This window comes from Kitasatospora indigofera (genome assembly GCF_014655955.1).
In the GTDB taxonomy this organism is placed as follows: domain Bacteria; phylum Actinomycetota; class Actinomycetes; order Streptomycetales; family Streptomycetaceae; genus Kitasatospora; species Kitasatospora indigofera.
Genome location: NZ_BNBO01000065.1, coordinates 1 through 20,540, shown reverse-complemented (window position 1 = coordinate 20,540; position 20,540 = coordinate 1). Strand labels below are relative to the sequence as shown.

Sequence of the window (20,540 nt, the reverse complement as noted above, 5' to 3'; positions counted from 1 at the left end):
GGTCGAGGTGACCCGGGTCACAGGGAACCCGCCCGCCCGGGCGGACAGGTAGGGGTGTGGAACTGTCACTACGGTCCCGGCTGCGAGCCGGGGACCAGAGCGCGCTGGGGGAACTGTTCGACGAGCAGGCCCGGGACCTGTACCGCTACGCGGTGCGGGCGTCGGGGGACTGGACGATGGCCGAGGACATCGTCTCCCTGACCTTCCTGGAGGCCTGGCGACTGCGCGGGAAACTGCGCGAGGAGGGGGAGAGCGTACGGCCCTGGCTGTTCGGGATCGCGGCGAACGTGCTGCGCAACACCGCGCGGACGGCCCGGCGGCACCAGGCGGCGCTGGCGCGGATGCCGGCCCGGGAGGTGGTGCCCGACTTCGCGGACGAGCTGGTGTCCCGGCTCGACGACAGCGCGGAGCTGGCGGCGGCGCACCGGGCGCTGGCCAGGCTGCGGCGCGGGGAGCGGGAGGTGTTCACGCTCTGCGTCTGGGCCGGGCTGGACTACGCCGGGGCGGCGCAGGCGCTGGGGGTTCCGGTGGGGACGGTGCGCTCGCGGTTGTCGAGGGCGCGGACCCGGCTGCGGAAGCTGGCGCAGGAGGAATTGGCCGGGGCGCGGATCCGGACGGAACCCGGTGACGGCAGCGGACAGGTACAGGGTGGCCGCACCGAAGCGGCCCGGTCGATGCGGGAGAAGAGCCGATGAACGCCAAGCGCGACACCGACGGGCGCGCGGAGCTGAGCAGCCTGTTGCCGGCCCCGGCGCAGCCGGAACTCACCGCGGACCGTCACCAGCTGTTGAGGGGACACCTGATGAACGAGATCACCGACGCCGCGCGCCCGGTCCCGGCCGTGCGCCGCCACCGCAAGCTCGGCTGGATCGCCATGCCCGCGATGGTCGGCGGGCTGGCACTGGCGCTGGTGCTGGGCACCGGCGGCAACGGCGCCACCCCGGGGCAGGCGGCGGGCGCGACGCAGTCGGCCGCTGTGCAGCCGGACGGCGCCGGGCAGTCCGGCGGCGCGAAGGCGCCGGTCCTGAACGCCGTGCCGGCGAGCGCGGTGGAACTGCTGGGCCAGGCGGCGCAGGCCGCCGCGAAGAAGCCGGCCGACCAGGTGAAGGACGGCCAGTTCGTCTACGTCAGGACGCTGGTCTCCGGTGTCGAGTACAGCGGACCGGACGGCTCGGTGGCGACGGTGCGCCCGCTGCACCCCCGGGAGATCTGGCTCTCGGTGGACGGCAGCAAGCCGGGGCTGCTGGTGGAGCAGGGGCACCCGGCCGCGGGCAAGGACGGCAAGCCGGGCCGCCCGGACGGCGGCTTGGAGCTGCCGCCGGTCGCGCACCCGAGCCTCGACGCGCCGACCTACCGCTTCCTGGAGAAGCTGCCCACCGACGCCGACGCGCTGCTGAAGCAGATCCGGGAGGCGAGCGGGCCCGGGAAGAGCCCCGAGCACGCCGACAGCCTGGCCTTCAAGATGATCGGCGAACTGCTGATGGAGCAGATCACCCCGCCGGCCGTCCGGTCGGCGCTCTACCAGGCCGCCGCGAAGATCCCGGGGGTGACGCTGACCCCCGACGCGGCGGACGCGGCGGGCCGGCACGGGGTGGCGGTCGGCTTCGCGGTCGGCGACAGCCGGATCGAGTGGATCGTCGAGCCCGGTGGCTACGAGCTGCTCGGGGTGCGGCAGGTGCTGCTGAAGGACGGCCCGCTCGGCAGGAAGGGCGACGCGGTGGCGCCGAGCTCGGTCGAGGTGCGCGCCGTCGTCGACAAGGCCGGGGACGTCCCCGGCAAGCCGGGGGACCAGGGCCGGAGCTGACCGGGTGAGGGCGGGGCGGGCGCGGCCGGAGGGGGGCCGCGCCCGCCCCGCCGTCGCGTCCGTCCGGGCCTGCTGCGCGTGCCCCGTCGTGCCCTGTTCGCCGGCCGCCGGGTACGGCCGGGGCAGGGCTCAGCGGGCGGCGGCCCGTTGCAGGGCGCTGGCCAGCAGGGCCAGGTCGGTCGGGCCGTTGCCAAGCTCCCGGACGGGCCGGCGGGCCGGCGGGGCGCCGAGCTGGGCCGGGTCTATCGCGACCACGGTGGGCCGCAGGGTGGCCGTCCGGGGGATGCGGCCGCTGATCCGGGCGGTCTGGAAGGCCGACACCCCGCCGTCCGGCAGCCGCAGGTAGCCCCGGCCCGGGGTGTCCTCGTCGAGCGCGGCGGCGTCGCCGAGGTGGATCAGCAGGTCGGAGTCGGACGGGTACTCGGTGCGCAGGGCGATCCGCAGCAGTGCGGCCTCGTCCACCTCGGTGCCCGCCGTCTCCTCGGGCTGCCCGGTGGTGACCACCAGGTGGACGCCGAGCGGGCCGCCGCGCCGGGCGACCGCGGCCAGGGCCCGGGCGAGCGGCCGGCCGGCGGGGGAGGTGGGGGCGAGCAGCGCGTCGTAGTCGTCGACCGCGACGATCAGCCGGGCCGGCGGTGCGGCGGGCCCGCCGGCGGCGGGCCGGGCCGAGCCGTTGCGGGGGCGGCCGACCTTGACGCCGGGCTCGCCGCCGGCCGGGAAGGACGCGGGGGAGGTGGCGGCGCCGACGGCGGCGGGGCTCAGGGCCGCGCCGCTCAGGGCGGCGGTGCTCAGGGCGGGGACGGGGGCGGTCCGGTCGGTGTCCTCGTCCGGGCCGGCCCCGTGCTCGTGCCCGCTGGGCCCGCCCGCGCCCTGCCCGGTCAGGACCTCGGCCTCCAGGGCACGGGCGTCCAGGATGCGGGCGGCGTGCCAGGAGGCGAAGTCGAGGCCGTCGAAGAGCTGCTCGCGCAGGCTCAGCTCGTCGAGCAGCGCCTCGGCGGTCAGCAGCGCCTGCCGGGGGTCGGCGGCCGCGTTCACATGGGCCGTGACGTGCGGCAGCTCGGTGCAGCCGCGCAGTCCGGACTGCTCGTCGCCGTCGGCGGGGGCGCGGCCCTCGATCACCGTCACGGTGAGCCGGTCGGGGCGCTCGGAGACCGCGAGCGAGGCGATCAGGGAGCGCAGCAGCTCCGTCTTGCCCGCGCCCCTGGCACCGCCGGCCAGCAGGTGCGGGCCGCCCGGGTCGGGGGAGGGCAGGGTCAGCTCCGGGTCGGCGAGGTCGACGGCGCAGAGCTCGTCGCGGGTGGTGCCGATCAGGGCGGTCGCGGTGGCGATGCCGGTGGGCAGCGCCTGCCAGCGGGCGGAGAGCTTGGCGGGGGTGACGCTGTCGAGCTGGAGCAGGTCCAGCAGCCGCAGGGACTCGGGGAGCGGGCCGCGGGTGGCGGGGGTGGCCTCCCGCAGCGGGGCGAGGACGCGGGCGAGGCGCTCCGCCCACGGGTCGGAGACGGCGTCCAAGGAGACGTCCTGGACGCTCTCGCGGCCGCCGGCCACCGGCCGGTCGACGGTCAGGTGGGTGCCGACCTCGCCGGTGATCACCGCGGTGGCGCCCAGGCCGGCGGGCAGCAGCTCGGGCCGCTCGGCCAGGCAGACCGGGAACACGCCGACGCCGGGGCCCTGCCGCAGCAGCAGCTCCAGGGCCTGCCGGGCGGCCTCGGTGCCGGGCCGGCCGTCCACCAGCACGACGGTGGCGGGCAGGCCGGCGGCGCTGTCGGGGGCGGAGAGGCGGGCGGTCAGCTCGGTCAGGCGGGCGGTGGCCTGGTCGTCGTCGAGGCCGAGCAGCAGCCGGCAGTCCTGTCCGTGCTGGGGGCGCAGGTGCGGCAGCCACAGGGACCAGGCCCAGGTGTCGGCGCGCTCCTGCGGCGGGCGGGCGGCGTCGGCGTCGACCACCACCAGGCTGAGGCCGGTCGGCGGGTGCAGCGCGGCGAGCTGGGCGACCACGGCCCGGGTGAGCGCGTCGAGGCGGGCGCGCGGGCCGGCCAGGCCGAGGCTGCCGGCCGTCTGCAGGTCGAGGGTGACGGGGACGGCGGGCAGCAGGGTGCCGGGCGCGGTGCCGGGGCCGCCCGGCCGGTCGCCGGTGCCCAGGCGCAGCGTGAGCGCGTCGGGGTGGGTCGGGCCGCGCTCCCAGAGCCGGGGGCCCGGGCCGAGCGCGTTGAGCAGCAGGGTGGCCGGGTCGGGCCAGCGTTCGCGCTGGTTGGCGGCCTGCCGGGTGCGGGCGGCGCTGTGCTGCTGGGCGGCGCTGTCGCGGCCGGCGTCGGCGGGGGCGGAGCCGAGGCCGAGGCGGCGGGAGAGCAGGGCGCGGGCCCGGCCGGCGGCGGGCGCCTCGGGGGCGGCCGGCGGCTCGGGGGCGGGCTGCACGGGTTGGGCGGCCATCGGCGCGGAGAGCTGGAGGTGCCCGAGGCCGTCCGGGAGGGCGGACCGGGCGGGGAGGCCGGGGCCTTCCCCGGTGTCCGCCCCGGCGGTGCTGACCTGGAGGGTGGACTCGCCGAGCCGCAGCAGGCCGGGCTCGCCCAGCGGGACGGCCTCCTCGGGGCTGATGAAGCGGCCGTCCAGGGTGGTGCCGTTGGTGGAGCCGAGGTCGCGGACGGTGACCGTGCCGTCGGTCTCCAGGTGCAGGGCGAGGTGCAGCCGGGAGACGTCCGGGTCGTCGAGCGGGACGTCGGCCTCGCTGGAGCGGCCCACCGTGATCTCGCGGCCGTGCAGCCGGTGGACGCCGCCGGCGTCCGGGCCGCCGGTGACCCGCAGCTCGGCGGCGGCCGGGTCGGGCGCGTCGTCGTCGGCGGTCGGGTCGGGTTCGCCCAGGCTGAGGACGGCGCCGTCGAGCAGCGGGGGGTGGCCGATCAGGGCGTGCTCGTCCACCCGGCGCGCCCCGGCGTACAGGTGCACATGGGTGGCGGCGCGCGGGCCGCGTACGCCCACGGCGCCCGCGAGAGCGCCCGCGACGGCGCCGAGCGCCGTGCCGACGGGGGCGGTGACCAGCACGTCCACGGAGGGAATGGCGGACCCGGCGACTGCCGGGCCGCTGCGCGGTCGGAGGACGGTCAGCCGGATCTGCATCTCGCCCGCGGTCCCTTCTGCTGGTACTGACGCCTGGTGCCGAATGCGGGCTGCCGTCCGCCCGGCGGGCCGCCGGAGGTCTGCTGCCTGCCTGCTGTCGTGCTGACCCGCCCGGTGCCGTCGTGCCTGGTCCCGGCCGTGGGCCGGTCCCGGTGGCGCCGCCGCCGTCGGTACGGGCGGCCGCGCCGGCCTTTGGGCCACAAGAGTGGTCAGCTCATCCTGCCATCCATCACCGACAGTCCGCGCACGGTACCGGATTTGACGATCTTGCGATCATCGCCATGGTGGAGGCGACGGGCAGTCAGGTCAACCGCCGGGGCCCCCGGGGCGTCCTCACCGGTGGAGGCGCCCGTCGGCGGGCCCGCGGGACGACCCCCACGGGATGTCCCCGGGCCCCGCGTGGCGGGCGGTCCGGACACATCGGAAACACGATCGGACACCGTTAGAGTGGCCGGAACACGGGCCCGGCAGGCTCACCGCACCGGCGGGGAGCGCCCCGCGGCGAGCGGCACGGCGAGGAGTGCGACAGGTGCGGCCAGTCGGCAGCAAGTATCTGCTTGAGGAGACCCTCGGACGGGGGGCCACCGGAACCGTGTGGCGTGCCCGGGTGCGCGAGGACGCCGTGGTGCCCGGCAGCGAGCCGGGCCAGCTGGTCGCGATCAAGGTGCTCCGGGAGGAGCTGGCGGCCGACCCGGACGTCGTGATGCGCTTCCTGCGGGAGCGGTCCGTCCTGGTGCGGCTCAGCCACCCCAACATCGTCCGGGTCCGCGACCTGGTGGTGGAGGGCGAGCTGCTGGCCCTGGTGATGGACCTGGTCGAGGGCCCGGACCTGTTCCACTACCTGCGCGGCAACGGGCCCTTCAGCCCGATCGCCGGCGCGCTCCTGATGGCCCAGATCGCCGACGCGCTGGCGGCCAGCCACGCCGACGGCGTGGTGCACCGCGACCTCAAGCCCGCGAACGTCCTGCTGGCCACCGTCCGGGTCGACGGCGCCGAGCAGATGCACCCGATGCTCACCGACTTCGGCATCGCCCGGCTCGCGGACTCCCCGGGGATCACCCGGACCCACGAGTTCGTCGGGACCCCGGCGTACGTCGCGCCGGAGTCCGCCGGGGGCCGCCCGCAGACCTCGGCGGTGGACGTCTACGGCGCCGGGATCATGCTGTTCGAGCTGGTCACCGGCCGTCCGCCGTTCCAGGGCGACGGCCCGCTGGCGATCCTGCAGGCGCACCTCGCCCAGGAGCCGCAGCGCCCCTCGACCATGCCCGAGCCGCTCTGGACGGTGATCGAGCGCTGCCTGCGCAAGGACCCCGCGCAGCGGCCGAGCGCCACCTCGCTGGCCCGCGCGCTGCGGGTGGTCGCGGCCGGGATCGGCGTGCACGCCTCCCCGGCGGCGGTGGACCAGGCCCTCGCGGTCGGCGCCCTGCTGCTGCCGGACCCGCAGCCCGCCCCGGTGACCGGCGGGGACGTCACGGTGCCCGGCCTGCCGGGCGCCCCCGCCGCGCCCTTCCTGCCGCCGCCGGTGCCGGCCGGGTCGGCCGACGCCACCCAGGTGCTGCCGGCCGGGGCGTTCGGCGCCGGCGACGGCGGTTCGGCCGCGACCCAGGTGCTGCCGCCCGCCGGCGGGTACGGGTCGGCCGACCGGACCCGGATGATGCCGCCGCTGGAGCCGCCGGCCGGGCCGCCCGCGCCCGGCCAGGGGCCGGAGAACCCGCACCCGTGGCAGACCCAGCTGCGCGCCGCCCGCGACCGCAACCAGCAGACCGAGATCGGCTACCTGGACCCGGAGGAGCTGCAGGCGCCCCAGGTCGCGCCGCAGCCGTACCAGGCGGGCCGCGGGCAGCAGCCGCCGCCGGGCGGCCAGTACGGCCCACCGCCGGGCCAGGGGCAGCAGCCGGGCCACGGGCAGGACCCGCGCCAGGGCGGCGGGCAGGGCCGTCCCCAGGGCGGTTATGCCCAGCGCCCGCCGGTGGCGCCCCCGCCCTACCAGGCGTACCAGCCGGGCCGCCCGCCGCAGGGCGGTCAGCCGCAGTACCAACAGCCCCAGCAGTACCAGCAGCCTCAGCAGTACCAACAGCCTTCGCAGTACCAGCAGCCGCAGGGCCCCCAGCAGGGCCGGCCGCAGGGGTACGGCCGGCCGGACGCCGGACAGCAGCAGTCCCGGGCGCCGCAGGGCGGCTACCAGGCCCCGCCGCAGGGCGGCCAGGGCGCGCAGCCGCCGGCCCCGCCCGCGGTGCCGCGCCGGGCCGAGCCGCCGGCCCCGCAGCGGCGGGAGCAGCCGCCGGCCCGGCGCGAGCCCCCGGTCCGCGAGCCGGCGCCGGAGCGGGAGCCGCGCCGGCGCAGCCGCAACCGGATGTACATCCCGGGCCTCGGCTGCCTCAAGGGCTGTCTGATGGTGCTGGTGGTGCTCGCCCTGGGGGCGGCCGCGCTGTGGAACTTCACCCCGCTGCCCGACTACTGGGCGAACGTCCAGACCTGGTTCGGGGACGCCAGCGACTGGGTCAGCACCACCTGGAAGTCGCTCGGCGGCGGATCCGGCTGATCCGGCTGGTCCGGCTGATCCGGCTGGTCCGGCGGACCCGAGCGCCCGGGTCCGCCGGACCAGCCGGACCGTCCCGCCGCCGGCCGTCCCGGGCCCGCTGCCGCCGTCCGTCCCGGGCCCGCCGGCGGTGCCGGGACGGGCTCCGCGAGGCGCCCCGGACAACGGCGGGGAGCGGTTCGTGGACCGTCCGGGAAAGAGCCGGCAATGCCGACATGTCGACACTTCACGATATTTCCCGCCAAGTACCGCCTGCCGGAACGCCCGCGGCGTCCCCCGGCGGCGGTCCGGACGCGTAGGTTGGTCGCTGACGCACCGACCTACCGAGCGCACAGCGTCCCTCCGTGCGCTCCCGCCGCCCACGGAGCAGCATTGGCACGCAAGATCGGCAGCCGGTACACCGTCCACCAGGTGATCGGCCGGGGCTCGGCCGGGACGGTCTGGCTCGGCGAAGGCCCGGACGGCCCGGTGGCGGTCAAGCTGCTGCGCGAGGACCTGGCCTCCGACCAGGTGCTGGTCGGCCGCTTCGTCCAGGAGCGGGCCGCCCTCACCGGCCTCGACCACCCCCGGGTGGTCGGCGTGCGCGACATGGTCGTGGACGGCGACGACCTGGCCCTGGTGATGGAACTCGTCCAGGGCACCGACCTGCGCTCCCGGCTGGAGCGCGACGGCGTGCTGCCGCCGCAGGCCGCCGTCTCGGTGATCGCGGACGTGGCCGACGGCCTGGCCGCCGCCCACGCCGCCGGGATCGTCCACCGGGACGTCAAGCCGGAGAACGTGCTGCTCGACCTCGCCGCCCCGCCCGGCCCCGGCGGCGCCCCGCGCGCCAAGCTCACCGACTTCGGCATCGCCCGGCTGGTCGACGCCCCGCGCCGGACCAGGGCGACCCGGATCATCGGCACCCCGGACTACCTCGCCCCGGAGATCATCGAGGGCCTGGAACCGCGCGCCGCCGTCGACATCTACGCCCTGGCGACCGTCCTGTACGAGCTGCTGGCCGGCTTCACGCCGTTCGGCGGCGGGCACACCGGCGCGGTGCTGCGCCGGCACGTCACCGAGAGCGTGCCGCCCGTCCCGGGCCTGCCGGACGGCCTGTGGCGGATCATCGCCGAGTGCCTGGCCAAGGCCCCGGCCTCCCGGCTGCGCGCCGCCGAGCTGGCCGAGCGGCTGCGCGAGCAGCTGCCCGCGCTGGCCGGCCTGCCCGGCATCGTGGTGCCCGCCCAGGGCCGGGCGCCGGCCGAGGAGGCGCTGACGCCCGCCGAGGCGGTGTACGCGGAGGTGGACGCCGGCCCCGGCACCCACAAGCGCCGGCGCGGCCCGGCCGTCCCGCTGGTGCCCGGCCCGTCCCCCGACTCCACCCGGGACACCCACACCAGCCTGCGCCGGCCGTCCCCGCAGGAGCTCGCCTCGTACGCCGCCGAGTCCCGGGCCCAGCGCACCGCGGCCGTCCCCGCCGGGCACCGCAAGGGCCGCCGCGCGCTGGTGCGCCGGCGCCGGCTGCTGGCCGTGCTGCTGGCCGTGGTCCTGCTGCTGGCCGGCGCCGCGGCGGCCTGGACGGCCTTCGCCGCCGAGCCCCCCGCGGGGCCCGGCGCGGGTGCGGGCGGGGGCGCCGGGACGCATGCCGGAGCGCGGCCGGGAGGCCCGCAGCCCCCGGTGTCGTCGAACGCCCCCCGCTAACCATTAGGCTGGTGGCGTGGCAGCCGTCGATCCTTCCGAAGAAATCAAGTCCCTCGAAACGACCATGGGGTCCATCGAGGCCGTCCTCGACCTGGAGAAGATCCGGGCCGACATCGCGCGTCTGGAGGAGGAGGCAGCCGCCCCGAACCTGTGGGACGACCTGGCCAACGCGCAGAAGATCACCAGCCGGCTCTCCTTCCTCCAGGGCGAGCTGCGCCGGGTGGACAGCCTGCACAGCCGGGTCGACGACCTGGCGGTGCTGTTCGAGCTGGCCGAGGCCGAGAACGACGCGGACACCCGCACCGAGGCCGAGGCCGAGCTCGCCTCGGTGAAGAAGGCCGTCGAGGAGCTGGAGGTCCGCACCCTCCTGTCCGGCGAGTACGACGCCCGTGAGGCGCTGATCAACATCCGGGCCGAGGCCGGTGGCGTGGACGCCGCCGACTTCGCCGAGCAGCTGATGCGGATGTACCTGCGCTGGGCCGAGCGGCACGGCTACCCGACCGAGGTCTACGACACCTCGTACGCGGAGGAGGCCGGCATCAAGTCCGCGACCTTCACCGTGAAGGCGCCGTACGCCTACGGCACCCTCTCGGTCGAGCAGGGCACCCACCGCCTGGTGCGCATCTCGCCGTTCGACAACCAGGGCCGCCGCCAGACCTCCTTCGCGGGCGTCGAGGTGCTGCCGGTCGTCGAGACGAGCGACCACGTGGAGATCGACGAGACCGAGCTGCGGGTGGACGTGTACCGCGCGTCCGGCCCCGGCGGCCAGGGCGTCAACACCACCGACTCGGCGGTGCGCATCACCCACCTGCCGACCGGCACCGTGGTCTCCTGCCAGAACGAGCGCTCGCAGATCCAGAACAAGGCCTCGGCGATGAACGTCCTCCAGGCCAAGCTGCTGGAGCTGCGCCGCAAGGAGGAGCGGGCCGCGATGGACGCCCTCAAGGACAGCGGCAGCTCCTGGGGCAACCAGATGCGCTCGTACGTGCTGCACCCGTACCAGATGGTCAAGGACGTCCGGACCGAGTTCGAGGTCGGCAACCCGCAGGCCGTCCTGGACGGTGACATCGACGGCTTCATCGAGGCCGGCATCCGCTGGCGCAAGCAGCGGGAGACCGCGGAGTAGACCGCGGAGCGGTGACCTCCGGCCGCGGACCGGGTCCGCGGCCGACGAGAGGGCCCCGACGGCGATGCCGTCGGGGCCCTCTCGTCGTAGCGGTGCCGGTGCCGTCCCGGTGCCGTGCTGCCCGTCCGGGCCGGGTCCGGCGGCCCCTTCGGGCGGGATGTCCCGGCCTTCCGGGCCGTCCGGTCGCGGCCGGACCGGTCAGGCCAGTGCCTGCCGGGCGATGAAAGCCACCGCGAGCAGGCCCGCGATCAGGGCGAGCAGCATCGCCGGGGAGAGCGCGGCCAGCGGCCCCTGCTGCTCCTGCAGCCGGGCCCGGTTGGCGCGGCAGACCGGGCAGCGGCCGTCGCTCACGCGGCCGTTGCAGTTGGCGCACACCAGATGGTCGCAGGTCATGCGATCTCCTCCTCGCTGCTACAGCCAACGCGCCGGACGGGGCTTTGGTTCCTCATCGTGCCCTGTACGGGGTAGCGGCCAACCGCGGCCGCTGCCTCCACTCTGCCAGGTTCCTGGCGGGAAGGCCCCCGGGCTGTGAGATCGCTCGCAATTTTCGGGGTATAGCCGGACATTCTCCACCAATTCTCCGGCTGTGTCCCGGGCTGCCCTGCGGGCCCGCGGGCGCTTCGCGTATGGTCCCAAGCCGAGGGAGTGGCGTACCGCACTCCCGCCGCCCGCCCCGGGCCGGACGCCGGGGGTGGTACCGACCGAGGAACGGCGCCGCAGGGTCGCGTCCTCCGGCCCCGCAGCCCGGGATCCGGAGGCCCGGCAGAGCAGGTCGTCATTCCACCTAGGATGGCCTCCGTGATGCAGCCGTGATCCGATTCGACAACGTCTCCAAGACCTATCCCAAGCAGAACCGTCCCGCCCTGTCGGACGTCTCGCTAGAGATCGAGAAGGGCGAGTTCGTCTTCCTGGTCGGCTCCTCCGGCTCGGGGAAGTCCACCTTCCTGCGCCTGTGCCTGCGCGAGGAGCGGCCGAGCACCGGCGAGGTGCACGTCCTGGGCAAGGACCTCGGCAAGCTGTCCAACTGGAAGGTGCCGCACATGCGCCGCCAGCTGGGCACCGTCTTCCAGGACTTCCGCCTGCTCCCCAACAAGACGGTCGCGCAGAACGTGGCCTTCGCCCTTGAGGTGATCGGCAAGCCCAAGAGCGCCATCAACAAGGTGGTGCCCGAGGTGCTGGACCTGGTCGGCCTCGGCGGCAAGGAGGACCGCATGCCCGGCGAGCTCTCCGGCGGTGAGCAGCAGCGGGTGGCGATCGCCCGGGCCTTCGTCAACCGTCCGATGCTGCTCATCGCGGACGAGCCGACCGGAAACCTCGACCCGCAGAACTCCGTCGGCATCATGAAGCTGCTCGACCGGATCAACCGGACCGGCACGACGGTGCTGATGGCCACGCACGACCAGGCCATCGTCGACCAGATGCGCAAGCGCGTCATCGAACTCGACAAGGGGCTGCTGGTCCGCGACCAGGCCCGCGGCGTCTACGGGTACCAGCACTGATCCCGTAGGCCGCCGGCCCAAGTCGCCCGACCAGCCTTGACCCTGGAGTTGGAAACGCATGCGCGCCCAGTTCGTCCTGTCGGAGATCGGCGTCGGTCTCCGCCGCAACCTGACGATGACCATCGCCGTCGTCGTCAGCGTCGCGCTCTCGCTCGCCCTCGCCGGAGCCAGCCTCCTCGTCCGTGACCAGGTCAACTCGATGAAGGGTTACTGGTACGACAAGGTCGAGGTGAGCATCTACTTCTGCACCAAGGCCGACGCCGCGCACTCGCCGCAGTGCGTGAACGGCGCCGCCACCGACCAGCAGATCGCCGACGTCAAGACGGCGTTGGACAAGATGCAGGTGGTGCAGACCTCGGCGTTCGAGAACTCCGCCGACGCCTACAAGCACTGGAAGGAGATGAACCCGGACAACCCGCTCATCTCCGTCCTCGGGCCGGAGGCCATCCCGCAGTCCTGGCGGGTGAAGCTGGTCGACCCGACCAAGTACGACGTGATCCAGAGCGCCTTCGCCGGCAAGCCCGGCGTGAAGTCGGTCGAGGACCAGCGCAAGATCCTGGAGAACCTCTTCGGGCTGCTCAACGGCCTGCAGACGGCCGCGTTCGTGATCATGGTGCTGATGCTCTTCGTGGCCCTGCTGCTGATCGTCAACACCGTCCGGGTGTCGGCCTTCAGCCGACGGCGCGAGACCGGCATCATGCGCCTGGTCGGTGCCTCGAACTTCTACGTCCAGATGCCGTTCATCGCCGAGGCCGCGTTCGCCGCGCTGCTCGGTGCGGCGATGGCCTCCGGCCTGCTGCTGGGCGGGCACTTCTTCGTCCAGAACTGGCTCGCCGACCGGGTGCAGTTCATCCACTTCATCGGGCTCTCCTCGGTGCTGGCGGTGATCCCGCTGCTGGTGGTGGTCGGTATGGGGATGGCCGCCATCGCTGCCTTCTTCACCCTGCGCAAGTACCTCAAGGTCTGAGACGCGGATCACTGCACCACCCCGGACGACCCCGGACGGCACTGCGCCGTCCGGGGTCGTCCCGTTCCCGGCGACCCGGCCGGGCGGCCGGTTCCGCCCCCGGCCGGCGAAGCTGCGCCTAGACTCCGATGCCATGTCAGAAACTCCGCGCCGCCACAGCGGTACCGTGCTGCGGCATTCGAGCACGCTCAGCCTGGTGCTGGGCGCGGTGCTGCTGGCCGGTGCCGCGACCGGGGCGTGGGGCGACCCGCCCGCCGCCCCGCCGCCGGTCTCGGCCGACGCCGCCCCCGTGCCGGCGGCCGGCCAGGACCCGGCCGGCGCGGCGCTCTCCCCGCAGCAGGCCGAGGGCCTGCTCGGTGCCAACGGCGACCGCTGGGGGGCCTACTACAGCGCGCAGGAGTACGCCGACTTCAGCCAGGGCCTGGACGGCCGCTACCTCGGGGTGGGCCTCTCGGTGGGCCGCGGCCAGGACGGCGTGACCGCGGTGTCCCAGGTGCAGGCCGAGGGGCCCGCCGCGGCGGCCGGGATCGCCCCCGGCGACCGGCTGCTGAAGATCGGCCCGGAGCAGGCCGACCGCCTGCCGGTCACCGAGGTGGTGGCCCGGCTGCGCGGGCTGGAGGGGGACCGCCGGGTCGGCTCCAGCGTCACCGTCGCCGTCCAGCGCCGGGACGGCGAGGTCCGGGAGGTGGCCCTGCGCCGGGCCCTGCTGGAGAGCCGGCAGGTCGCCGTGGACCGGACCGCCGACGGGGTCGTGCGGATCGCGGTGCGGGCCTTCACCAGCGGCGTGGCCGAGCAGGTGCGCGCCGCCGTGCGCGGCGCGCGCGCCGGTGTGGTGCTCGACCTGCGCGGCAACTCGGGCGGGCTGGTCGAGGAGGCCGTCGGCACCGCCTCGGTCTTCCTGGACGGTGGCCCGGTCGCCTCCTACCAGGACCGCGCCGAGCGGCGGGAGCTGACCGCCGGCCGCGGCGGCGACACCCGCACCCCGCTGGTCGTCCTGGTGGACGGCGGCACCATGAGCGCCGCGGAACTGCTCACCGGCGCGCTGCAGGACCGCTGCCGCGCCGTCGTGGTGGGCGCCCGCACCTTCGGCAAGGGCACCGTGCAGCAGCCCAGCCGGCTCGCCGACGGCTCCGTGCTGGAACTCACCGTCGGCCGGTACTACACGCCGTCCGGCCGCTCCCCGGAGGGCACCGGCCTGACCCCCGACGTGCCGGCCCCGGACGCCGAGGGCGCCCCCGCGCTGGCCCTGCGGGTGCTGGCCGGGCTGGGCCGGCAGGCGTGACGCCCGCCGGCGCCGCGGGCACCGGCGCCGGCGCGACCCGCGGCCGGGGTGTGACCCGCCGTCGGGCGTAAAGGGGCTGCCGGGCGCGGCCGCGGAGTGCGAGAATGATCGGCGCTATGGCAAAGGAAACCGGAAACAAGCTGATCGCGCAGAACAAGAAGGCGCGGCACGAGTACACGATTCTCGACACCTACGAGTGCGGCATGGTGCTCACCGGCACCGAGGTGAAGTCACTGCGGGAGGGCCGGGCGAACCTGGTCGACGGGTACGCCTACATCCAGAACCACGAGGTCTGGGTCGACAACGTCTTCATCCCCGAGTACACCCAGGGGACCTGGACCAACCACTCGGCGCGGCGCAAGCGCAAGCTGCTGCTGCACCGGATGGAGATCCGGAAGATCGAGTCGAAGCTCAGCGACGCGGGCCACACCCTCGTCCCGCTCTCGCTCTACTTCAAGGACGGGCGGGTGAAGATCGAGGTCGCGCTCGCGATCGGCAAGAAGCTGTACGACAAGCGGCAGACCCTGCGGGAGAAGCAGGACACCCGGGAGACGGCCCGCGCGGTGGCGGCGGCCCGCCGGCGCCAGCGCTGACCCGTCCGCCGCCCCCGCGGGCCACCCGGCCGTAATGAGCTGGACCGCCGACAGACCGACCGCGTACCATGGCTCCTGCATCACCGGGAGGGCGACCGACCGGGCACTGCGGAGCAGGAAGCTGCTCGTCGTAGTAGATGTTTGTCAAATAAACATGGGGATGATCGGTTTCGACAGGGGACGTCGAAACAGGAGAAGCGAGCCGAGGAACGCGGCAATGATCTCGTTAACCATCTGTCGCAAAAAAATAATCGCCAACACTAAGCGCGATTCCCAGTTCGCTCTCGCTGCCTAATTAAGCAGCGATAGCGCAAGGGTGTCAGCCCGGGGAGTTCCCGACCCGGATCCTGGCATAATCTAGGGAACTCAACCGTCCGCCCGGGCTACGAGGGCGGACGGGAAATCAAACAGTAGCTGGGCCTGTTGGCGGCTTGTCCGCGTGACCGCCAGGGCCGAGAAAAGCACAGCGGACTGCGCTCGGAGAAGTCCTGAATCCACTCCACTGGACCCGGGTTCGATTCCCGGCATCTCCACCACCCCATGTTGAAGATCCAGCCCGAAAGCCGTTCTCCGCCCAGCGGAGGGCGGCTTTCGTGTGTTCCGGATCCCTCACACCTACCCCGCGGACTGGGTGAGAGGACGGTTCCGTAGCCGTCACAGGAGACAACGAGGCGGAAACTACCGCCTCCTAGCGTCAGTTGGGACAGGAGCCGGCAGGCAAGGGGAGAGCGATGAGCACGAGCACGGCAGGTACGTCGAGAACTGGCGGCCGCTGGATCCAGCAGTGGGACCCGGAGGACGAGGGCTTCTGGGAGAGCACCGGAAAGCGCACCGCCAACCGCAACCTGATCTTCTCGGTCCTTTCCGAACACATCGGCTTCTCGATCTGGAGCCTCTGGTCGGTCATGGTCCTCTTCATGGGTCCCAAGTACCACGTGGACCCGGCCGGAAAGTTCTTCCTGGTGGCGATGCCGACCCTGGTCGGCGCCTTCGTCCGGATCCCGTACACCGTCGCGGTGGCCCGCTTCGGCGGCCGCAACTGGACGGTGGTCTCCGCCCTCCTGCTGCTGCTGCCGACCCTCGCGGCCGCGTACGTCATGCACCCGGGCACCTCCTACACCACCTTCATGCTCGTCGCGGCGCTCACCGGCCTCGGCGGCGGCAACTTCGCCTCCTCGATGACCAACATCAACGCCTTCTTCCCGATGCGCCGCAAGGGCTGGGCGCTGGGCCTCAACGCGGGCGGCGGCAACATCGGCGTCCCGGTGATCCAGCTGATCGCGCTCGCCGTGATCACCTGGGCCGGCGCCACGCACCCGCGGATCGTGCTCGGCATCTACCTGCCGCTGATCATCGTCGCCGCGGTCTGCGCCGCCCTCTTCATGGACAACCTGGCGCCGATGAAGTCCGACACCGGCGCGCTCGCCGCGGTGATCAAGGAGAAGCACACCTGGCTGATGTCCGTCCTGTACATCGGCAGCTTCGGGTCCTTCATCGGCTTCAGCTTCGCCTTCGGCCTGGTCCTGCAGAACCAGTTCGGCCGCACCCCGCTGCAGGCCGCCCAGCTGACCTTCATCGGCCCGCTGCTCGGCTCGCTGATCCGGCCGATCGGCGGAAAGCTGGCCGACCGCTTCGGAGGCTCCCGGATCACCTTCTGGAACTTCGTCGCGATGGCCGCCGCCACCTGCGTGGTCGTCTACGCCTCGTCCGTGAAGTCGCTGCCGGTCTTCCTGGTCGGCTTCATCGGCCTCTTCGTCTTCGCCGGGCTCGGCAACGGCTCCACCTACAAGATGATCCCCGGCATCTTCGACGCCAAGGCCCAGGACCGGATCGCCGTCCACGGCGACACCGCGGAGCAGGCCGCCGCGTGGTCGCGGCGGATGTCCGGCGCCGCGATCGGCGTCATCGGGGCGGTCGGCGCCCTCGGCGGCCTCCTGATCAACCTGGCCTTCCGTCAGTCCTTCCTGACCGCCAAGAGCGGAACGCCCGCCTTCGTCTCCTTCCTGGCGGCGTACGGGGTCTGCTTCGCCCTCACCTGGGCGGTGTACCTGCGCCGCCCCTCGGCCGCCCCCACCGAGGCCAAGCGCCCCGCCCTCGCCGAAGTCTGACCTGGTCAGGACCGACGCGAACCCGACAACCCGACAGTAGCCCGCGGACGAGGAAACGCTGCGGAAACCACCCGGACCCCGGGGCGACACCGCCCCGGGGGACGATTTTGGTCCACCCGACGAAGGACCTGCACCATGGACGACCAGACGACCGGCCGCGGGCCGGACGACGAGACCGAGTCGCCGCCGGCAGCCGTACCGCCCCTGGCAGGCTTCACCATCGGCATCACCGCGGCCCGCCGGGCCGACGAACTCGCCGCCCTGCTCCAGCGCAGGGGGGCCGCCGTCGTGCGGGCCCCCGCCCTGCGGATCGTGCCGCTGCCCGACGACGCGGACCTGCTAGCCGCCACCCACACCCTGATCAACGACCCGCCCGACATCGCGGTCGCCACCACCGGCATCGGCTTCCGCGGCTGGATCGAGGCCGCCGAGGGCTGGGGCCTGTTCGACGAGCTCACCGAGTGCCTCGGCAAGGCCGCCCTGCTGGCCCGCGGGCCCAAGGCCAAGGGCGCGATCCGGGCGGCCGGCCTGCGCGAGGAGTGGTCGGCCCGCTCCGAGTCCTCGGTCGAGGTGCTGGAGCGCCTGCTGGACCAGGGCGTGGAGGGCCGCCGGATCGCCGTCCAGCTGCACGGCGCCCCGCTGCGGGACTTCGTGGACTCGCTGCGGGCGGCCGGCGCCGAGGTGGTCGAGGTGCCCGTCTACCGCTGGCTGCCGCCCGCCGACCTGGCCCCGCTGGACCGGCTGCTGGACGCCTGCTGCGGCGGCGCCCTCGACGCCGTCACCTTCACCAGTGCCCCGGCCGTGCTGGGCCTGCTCGGCCGGGCCGAGCAGCGCGGCCTGACCGCCGACCTGCTGCACGCCCTGCGCCGGGACGTCCTGCCGGTCTGCGTCGGCCCGATCACCGCCGTGCCGCTGGAGGAGCTGGACGTCCCCACCGTGTGGCCCGAGCGGATGCGGCTCGGCGCCATGGTGCAGACCCTCACCGCCGAGCTGCCCGAGCGCTCCCGGCAGCTGTCCGTGGCCGGGCACCGGCTGGAGCTGCGCGGCCAGGCCGCGCTGGTCGACGGCGGCCTGCGGCCGGTCTCGCCGGCCGGGATGGCCCTGCTGCGGGCGCTGGCCCGCCGCCCCGGCTGGGTCGTCCCGCGCGCCGAACTGCTGCGGGCGCTGCCCGGCAGCGGCGACGACGAGCACGCGGTGGAGACGGCGATGGCCCGGCTGCGGGCCGCGCTGGGGGCGCCCAGGCTGGTCGCGACCGTGGTCAAACGCGGCTACCGGCTGGCGGTCGACCCCGCGGCGGGCCCCGCGCCCGACCCGGAGGGGAAGTACGGGGTGGCCGCCGTACGGGTCTGAACGGCAGGTGGTGCGGCGGTGACGGGTGCCTCGGGCGTAGGATCTTCTGTCCGCTCATTCCCGAGGCGGACGACCACCGCAGGATGTACGTCAGGGGGCTCCTTGGGCGCGCACGGCTCAACCCAGTACACCGCCGCAACCACCGAGGCCATGCAGAGCAACACTGAGATCGACACCGTCCGCGACCGCGAGATCGCCGGGGAACAGCGCCACCTGGACAACGTCTACCACCGGTTGGAGGAGAAGCTCGCCGAGGCCGAGTACATCCTTGAGGACGCCGCCAAGCGGGTCCAGGTCGGTACTCCCGGCGCGCTCGCCGAGCGCGACGCCCAGGTCTACCGGGCCGGGGCGCACCTCCAGCGGCTGAACAACGAGTTCGAGGACTTCCTCTTCGGGCGCATCGACCTCCAGCGGCCGGACGCCCCGGAGGAACACGGCATCCCCTCCAACACCCCGCTCGACCCGGCCGACCCGGCCGTCGCCGAGACGCTGCACATCGGGCGGCTCGGGGTGCTGGACGCCGAGTACGGCCCGCTGGTGATCGACTGGCGTGCCCCGGCCGCCGCGCCGTTCTACCGCTCCACCCCGCTGGAGCCGGGCCGGGTGATCCGCCGCCGGGTGATCCGGTCCAAGGGCCGCAAGGTGATCGGCGTCGAGGACGACCTGTTGCGTCCCGACCTGACCCCGACCCTGGCCGGCGAGGAACTCGCGGTGGTCGGCGACGGCGCGCTGATGGCCTCGCTGGGCCGGGCCCGCAGCCACTCCATGCGGGACATCGTCTCCTCGATCCAGAAGGAGCAGGACGAGGTGATCAGGGCGCCCGCCGCGGGCGCCACCCTGGTCACCGGCGGCCCGGGCACCGGCAAGACCGCGGTCGCCCTGCACCGGGCGGCCTTCCTGCTCTACCAGGACCGCCGCCGGTACGCCGGGGGCATCCTGGTGGTCAGCCCGACCGCCCTGCTGGTCTCGTACACCGAGGGCGTGCTGCCCTCGCTGGGCGAGGAGGGGCAGGTCGCGATCCGCGCGGTCGGCTCGCTGGTCGACGGCATCGAGGCGGACACCTACGACACGCCGGAGGCGGCCCGGATCAAGGGCTCGGCCCGGATGGTCCAGCTGCTCCGCAGGGCCGCCAGGGCGGCCCTGGAGCTGGGCGCCCCGACCGAGCTGAAGGTGGTCGCGCGCGGCGAGGTGCTGCGGCTGGACGCGGGCCGCCTGAAGGCCGTCCGGGGCAACGTCGTCGGCGCCGGCGGCACCCCGCTCAACCTGCTGCGCCCGCGGGCCCGCAGGCTGCTGCTGGACGCCCTGTGGTCCGAGCTGACCCGGCACCTGCCCCGGCCGACGGACCACTACGCGCGCGAGCAGCGCCAGGAGGAGAAGGAGTCCTTCGACGAGTACGTCTCGGACGAGGCCTCCTTCCTGGACTTCCTGGACGCCTGGTGGCCCGCGCTGACGCCGCGTCGGGTGCTGGCCACCCTCAAGCAGTCCCGGCACACCAACCGGATCGCCCGCCGGGCGGTCACCCCGGAGGAGGCCCGGGTGCTGGCCGCCTCCTGGCGGGGGCTGACCGACCGCGGCGAGGGGCCGCTCTCCCCGCACGACGTGGCGCTGGTGGACGAGCTGCAGCTGCTGCTCGGCGAGCCGGCCCGGCCGAAGGTGCGCGAGGTGGACGCGGTCGACCTGCTGAGCGGGCTGGACGAGGTGACCACCTACGCCGACCGCAACTCGCGCCAGCGCGAGCGGCTGCCGGTGGAGCGCACCGAGTACGCGCACATCATCGTGGACGAGGCCCAGGACCTCACCCCGATGCAGTGGCGCATGATCGGGCGCCGGGCCCGGACGGCGACCTGGACCATCGTCGGCGACCCGGCCCAGAGCTCCTGGCCGCACCCGAAGGAGGCCCAGGAGGCGCTGGACGAGGTGCTGTCGGGCAAGCCGCGCCGCCGGCACACGCTGACGGTGAACTACCGCAACCCGGCCGAGATCGCCGAGGTGGCGGCCAAGGTGCTGGAGCTGGCCGCGCCGGGCACCCCCTCGCCCAGCGCGGTCCGCTCGACCGGGGTGGAGCCCCGCTTCGCGGCCGTCACCGACCCCGCGCCGGAGGCCTTCGCGGCCGCGGCGCGGGCCGAGCTGGTCCGGCTGCTCGGCGAGGTGGACGGCACGGTGGCCGTGGTGGTGCCGATGGACCGCCGGGCGGAGGCCGCCGGGTGGATCGAGGGGCTCGGCGGGCGGGCGGTGGCGCTGGGCAGCCTGGAGGCGAAGGGCCTGGAGTACGACGCCACGGTGGTCGCCGACCCGACCGGCATCGCCGGCGAGTCCGAGGCGGGCCTGCGGGTGCTGTACGTGGCGCTGACCCGGGCCACCCAGCGGCTGACCGTGCTCTCCGGGCCGGACGACCTGCCGGACGCGGACGGCGTGCCCGCGCTGCTGCTCGGCTGACCGCACGGCACCGCACCTGCCGCGCCGCCGTTGCCGGCCGCCCCGACCCGG

The 20,540-nt window shown here is 74.6% G+C and carries 14 protein-coding genes and 1 other RNA gene; 13 read left to right on the top strand and 2 right to left on the bottom strand.

Annotation, left to right across the window (positions count from 1 at the left end; genetic code table 11):
* Nucleotides 1-56 precede the first annotated feature (56 nt).
* Entirely contained in the window at nt 57-695 is a 639-nt protein-coding gene (locus IE329_RS34575) for an RNA polymerase sigma factor (protein WP_190214992.1), read from the top strand.
* Nucleotides 692-1,804 carry a CU044_5270 family protein gene (locus tag IE329_RS34570; protein ID WP_190214991.1) on the top strand — a complete coding sequence of 371 codons (1,113 nt, stop codon included), beginning with the start codon at nt 692-694 and terminating at the stop codon, nt 1,802-1,804. Before IE329_RS34575 ends, IE329_RS34570 begins: the two co-directional genes overlap by 4 nt.
* Before the next feature lie 129 nt (nt 1,805-1,933).
* Here the strand turns inward: IE329_RS34570 and IE329_RS34565 are convergent, their stop codons facing one another.
* The gene (locus IE329_RS34565) at nt 1,934-4,912 is read right to left on the bottom strand and encodes an FHA domain-containing protein (RefSeq protein ID WP_190214990.1); all 2,979 of its coding nucleotides are present in this window, start codon (nt 4,910-4,912) and stop codon (nt 1,934-1,936) included.
* A gap of 529 nt (nt 4,913-5,441) precedes the next feature.
* Between IE329_RS34565 and IE329_RS34560 the strand changes: the two genes are divergently transcribed.
* The 3 genes from IE329_RS34560 to prfB all read left to right on the top strand — a co-directional run bounded on the left by IE329_RS34560 (nt 5,442) and on the right by prfB (nt 10,254).
* On the top strand, nt 5,442-7,454 hold the full coding sequence (locus IE329_RS34560) for a serine/threonine-protein kinase (RefSeq protein WP_190214989.1): 2,013 nt from the start codon (nt 5,442-5,444) through the stop codon (nt 7,452-7,454).
* 369 nt (nt 7,455-7,823) lie between these two features.
* On the top strand, nt 7,824-9,128 hold the full coding sequence (locus tag IE329_RS34555) for a serine/threonine-protein kinase (RefSeq protein ID WP_190214988.1): 1,305 nt from the start codon (nt 7,824-7,826) through the stop codon (nt 9,126-9,128).
* Between the two features lie 16 nt (nt 9,129-9,144).
* Nucleotides 9,145-10,254 (top strand): peptide chain release factor 2, encoded by a 1,110-nt coding sequence (prfB, locus tag IE329_RS34550; RefSeq protein WP_190214987.1) that lies wholly within the window; start codon nt 9,145-9,147, stop codon nt 10,252-10,254.
* A 198-nt stretch (nt 10,255-10,452) separates the two neighbouring features.
* On the opposite strand, the gene IE329_RS34545 is transcribed toward prfB, so the two are convergent.
* Nucleotides 10,453-10,647 (bottom strand): hypothetical protein, encoded by a 195-nt coding sequence (locus tag IE329_RS34545; protein WP_073923012.1) that lies wholly within the window; start codon nt 10,645-10,647, stop codon nt 10,453-10,455.
* Between the two features lie 416 nt (nt 10,648-11,063).
* Here IE329_RS34545 and ftsE point away from each other — a divergent pair, with 416 nt between their 5' ends.
* From ftsE to IE329_RS34505, 8 genes are all read left to right on the top strand, one after another.
* Nucleotides 11,064-11,753 carry a cell division ATP-binding protein FtsE gene (gene ftsE, locus IE329_RS34540; protein WP_073923013.1) on the top strand — a complete coding sequence of 230 codons (690 nt, stop codon included), beginning with the start codon at nt 11,064-11,066 and terminating at the stop codon, nt 11,751-11,753.
* A gap of 58 nt (nt 11,754-11,811) precedes the next feature.
* The gene (gene ftsX, locus IE329_RS34535) at nt 11,812-12,720 is read left to right on the top strand and encodes a permease-like cell division protein FtsX (protein WP_190214986.1); all 909 of its coding nucleotides are present in this window, start codon (nt 11,812-11,814) and stop codon (nt 12,718-12,720) included.
* Nucleotides 12,721-12,853: 133 nt separating this feature from the next.
* The gene (locus tag IE329_RS34530) at nt 12,854-14,002 is read left to right on the top strand and encodes a S41 family peptidase (RefSeq protein WP_190214985.1); all 1,149 of its coding nucleotides are present in this window, start codon (nt 12,854-12,856) and stop codon (nt 14,000-14,002) included.
* 116 nt (nt 14,003-14,118) lie between these two features.
* Nucleotides 14,119-14,595 (top strand): SsrA-binding protein SmpB, encoded by a 477-nt coding sequence (gene smpB, locus IE329_RS34525; protein WP_073923016.1) that lies wholly within the window; start codon nt 14,119-14,121, stop codon nt 14,593-14,595.
* A gap of 156 nt (nt 14,596-14,751) precedes the next feature.
* Nucleotides 14,752-15,131, top strand: a transfer-messenger RNA (tmRNA) gene (ssrA, locus tag IE329_RS34520).
* A 195-nt stretch (nt 15,132-15,326) separates the two neighbouring features.
* Nucleotides 15,327-16,703, top strand: coding sequence for a nitrate/nitrite transporter (locus IE329_RS34515; protein WP_190214984.1), 1,377 nt, complete (start codon nt 15,327-15,329; stop codon nt 16,701-16,703).
* Nucleotides 16,704-16,838: 135 nt separating this feature from the next.
* Nucleotides 16,839-18,053: a uroporphyrinogen-III synthase gene (locus IE329_RS34510; RefSeq protein WP_190214983.1), complete on the top strand. Its 1,215-nt coding sequence runs from the start codon at nt 16,839-16,841 to the stop codon at nt 18,051-18,053.
* A gap of 150 nt (nt 18,054-18,203) precedes the next feature.
* Complete coding sequence (locus IE329_RS34505) at nt 18,204-20,489, top strand: HelD family protein (protein ID WP_190214982.1); 2,286 nt, start codon at nt 18,204-18,206, stop codon at nt 20,487-20,489.
* Nucleotides 20,490-20,540 lie beyond the last annotated feature (51 nt).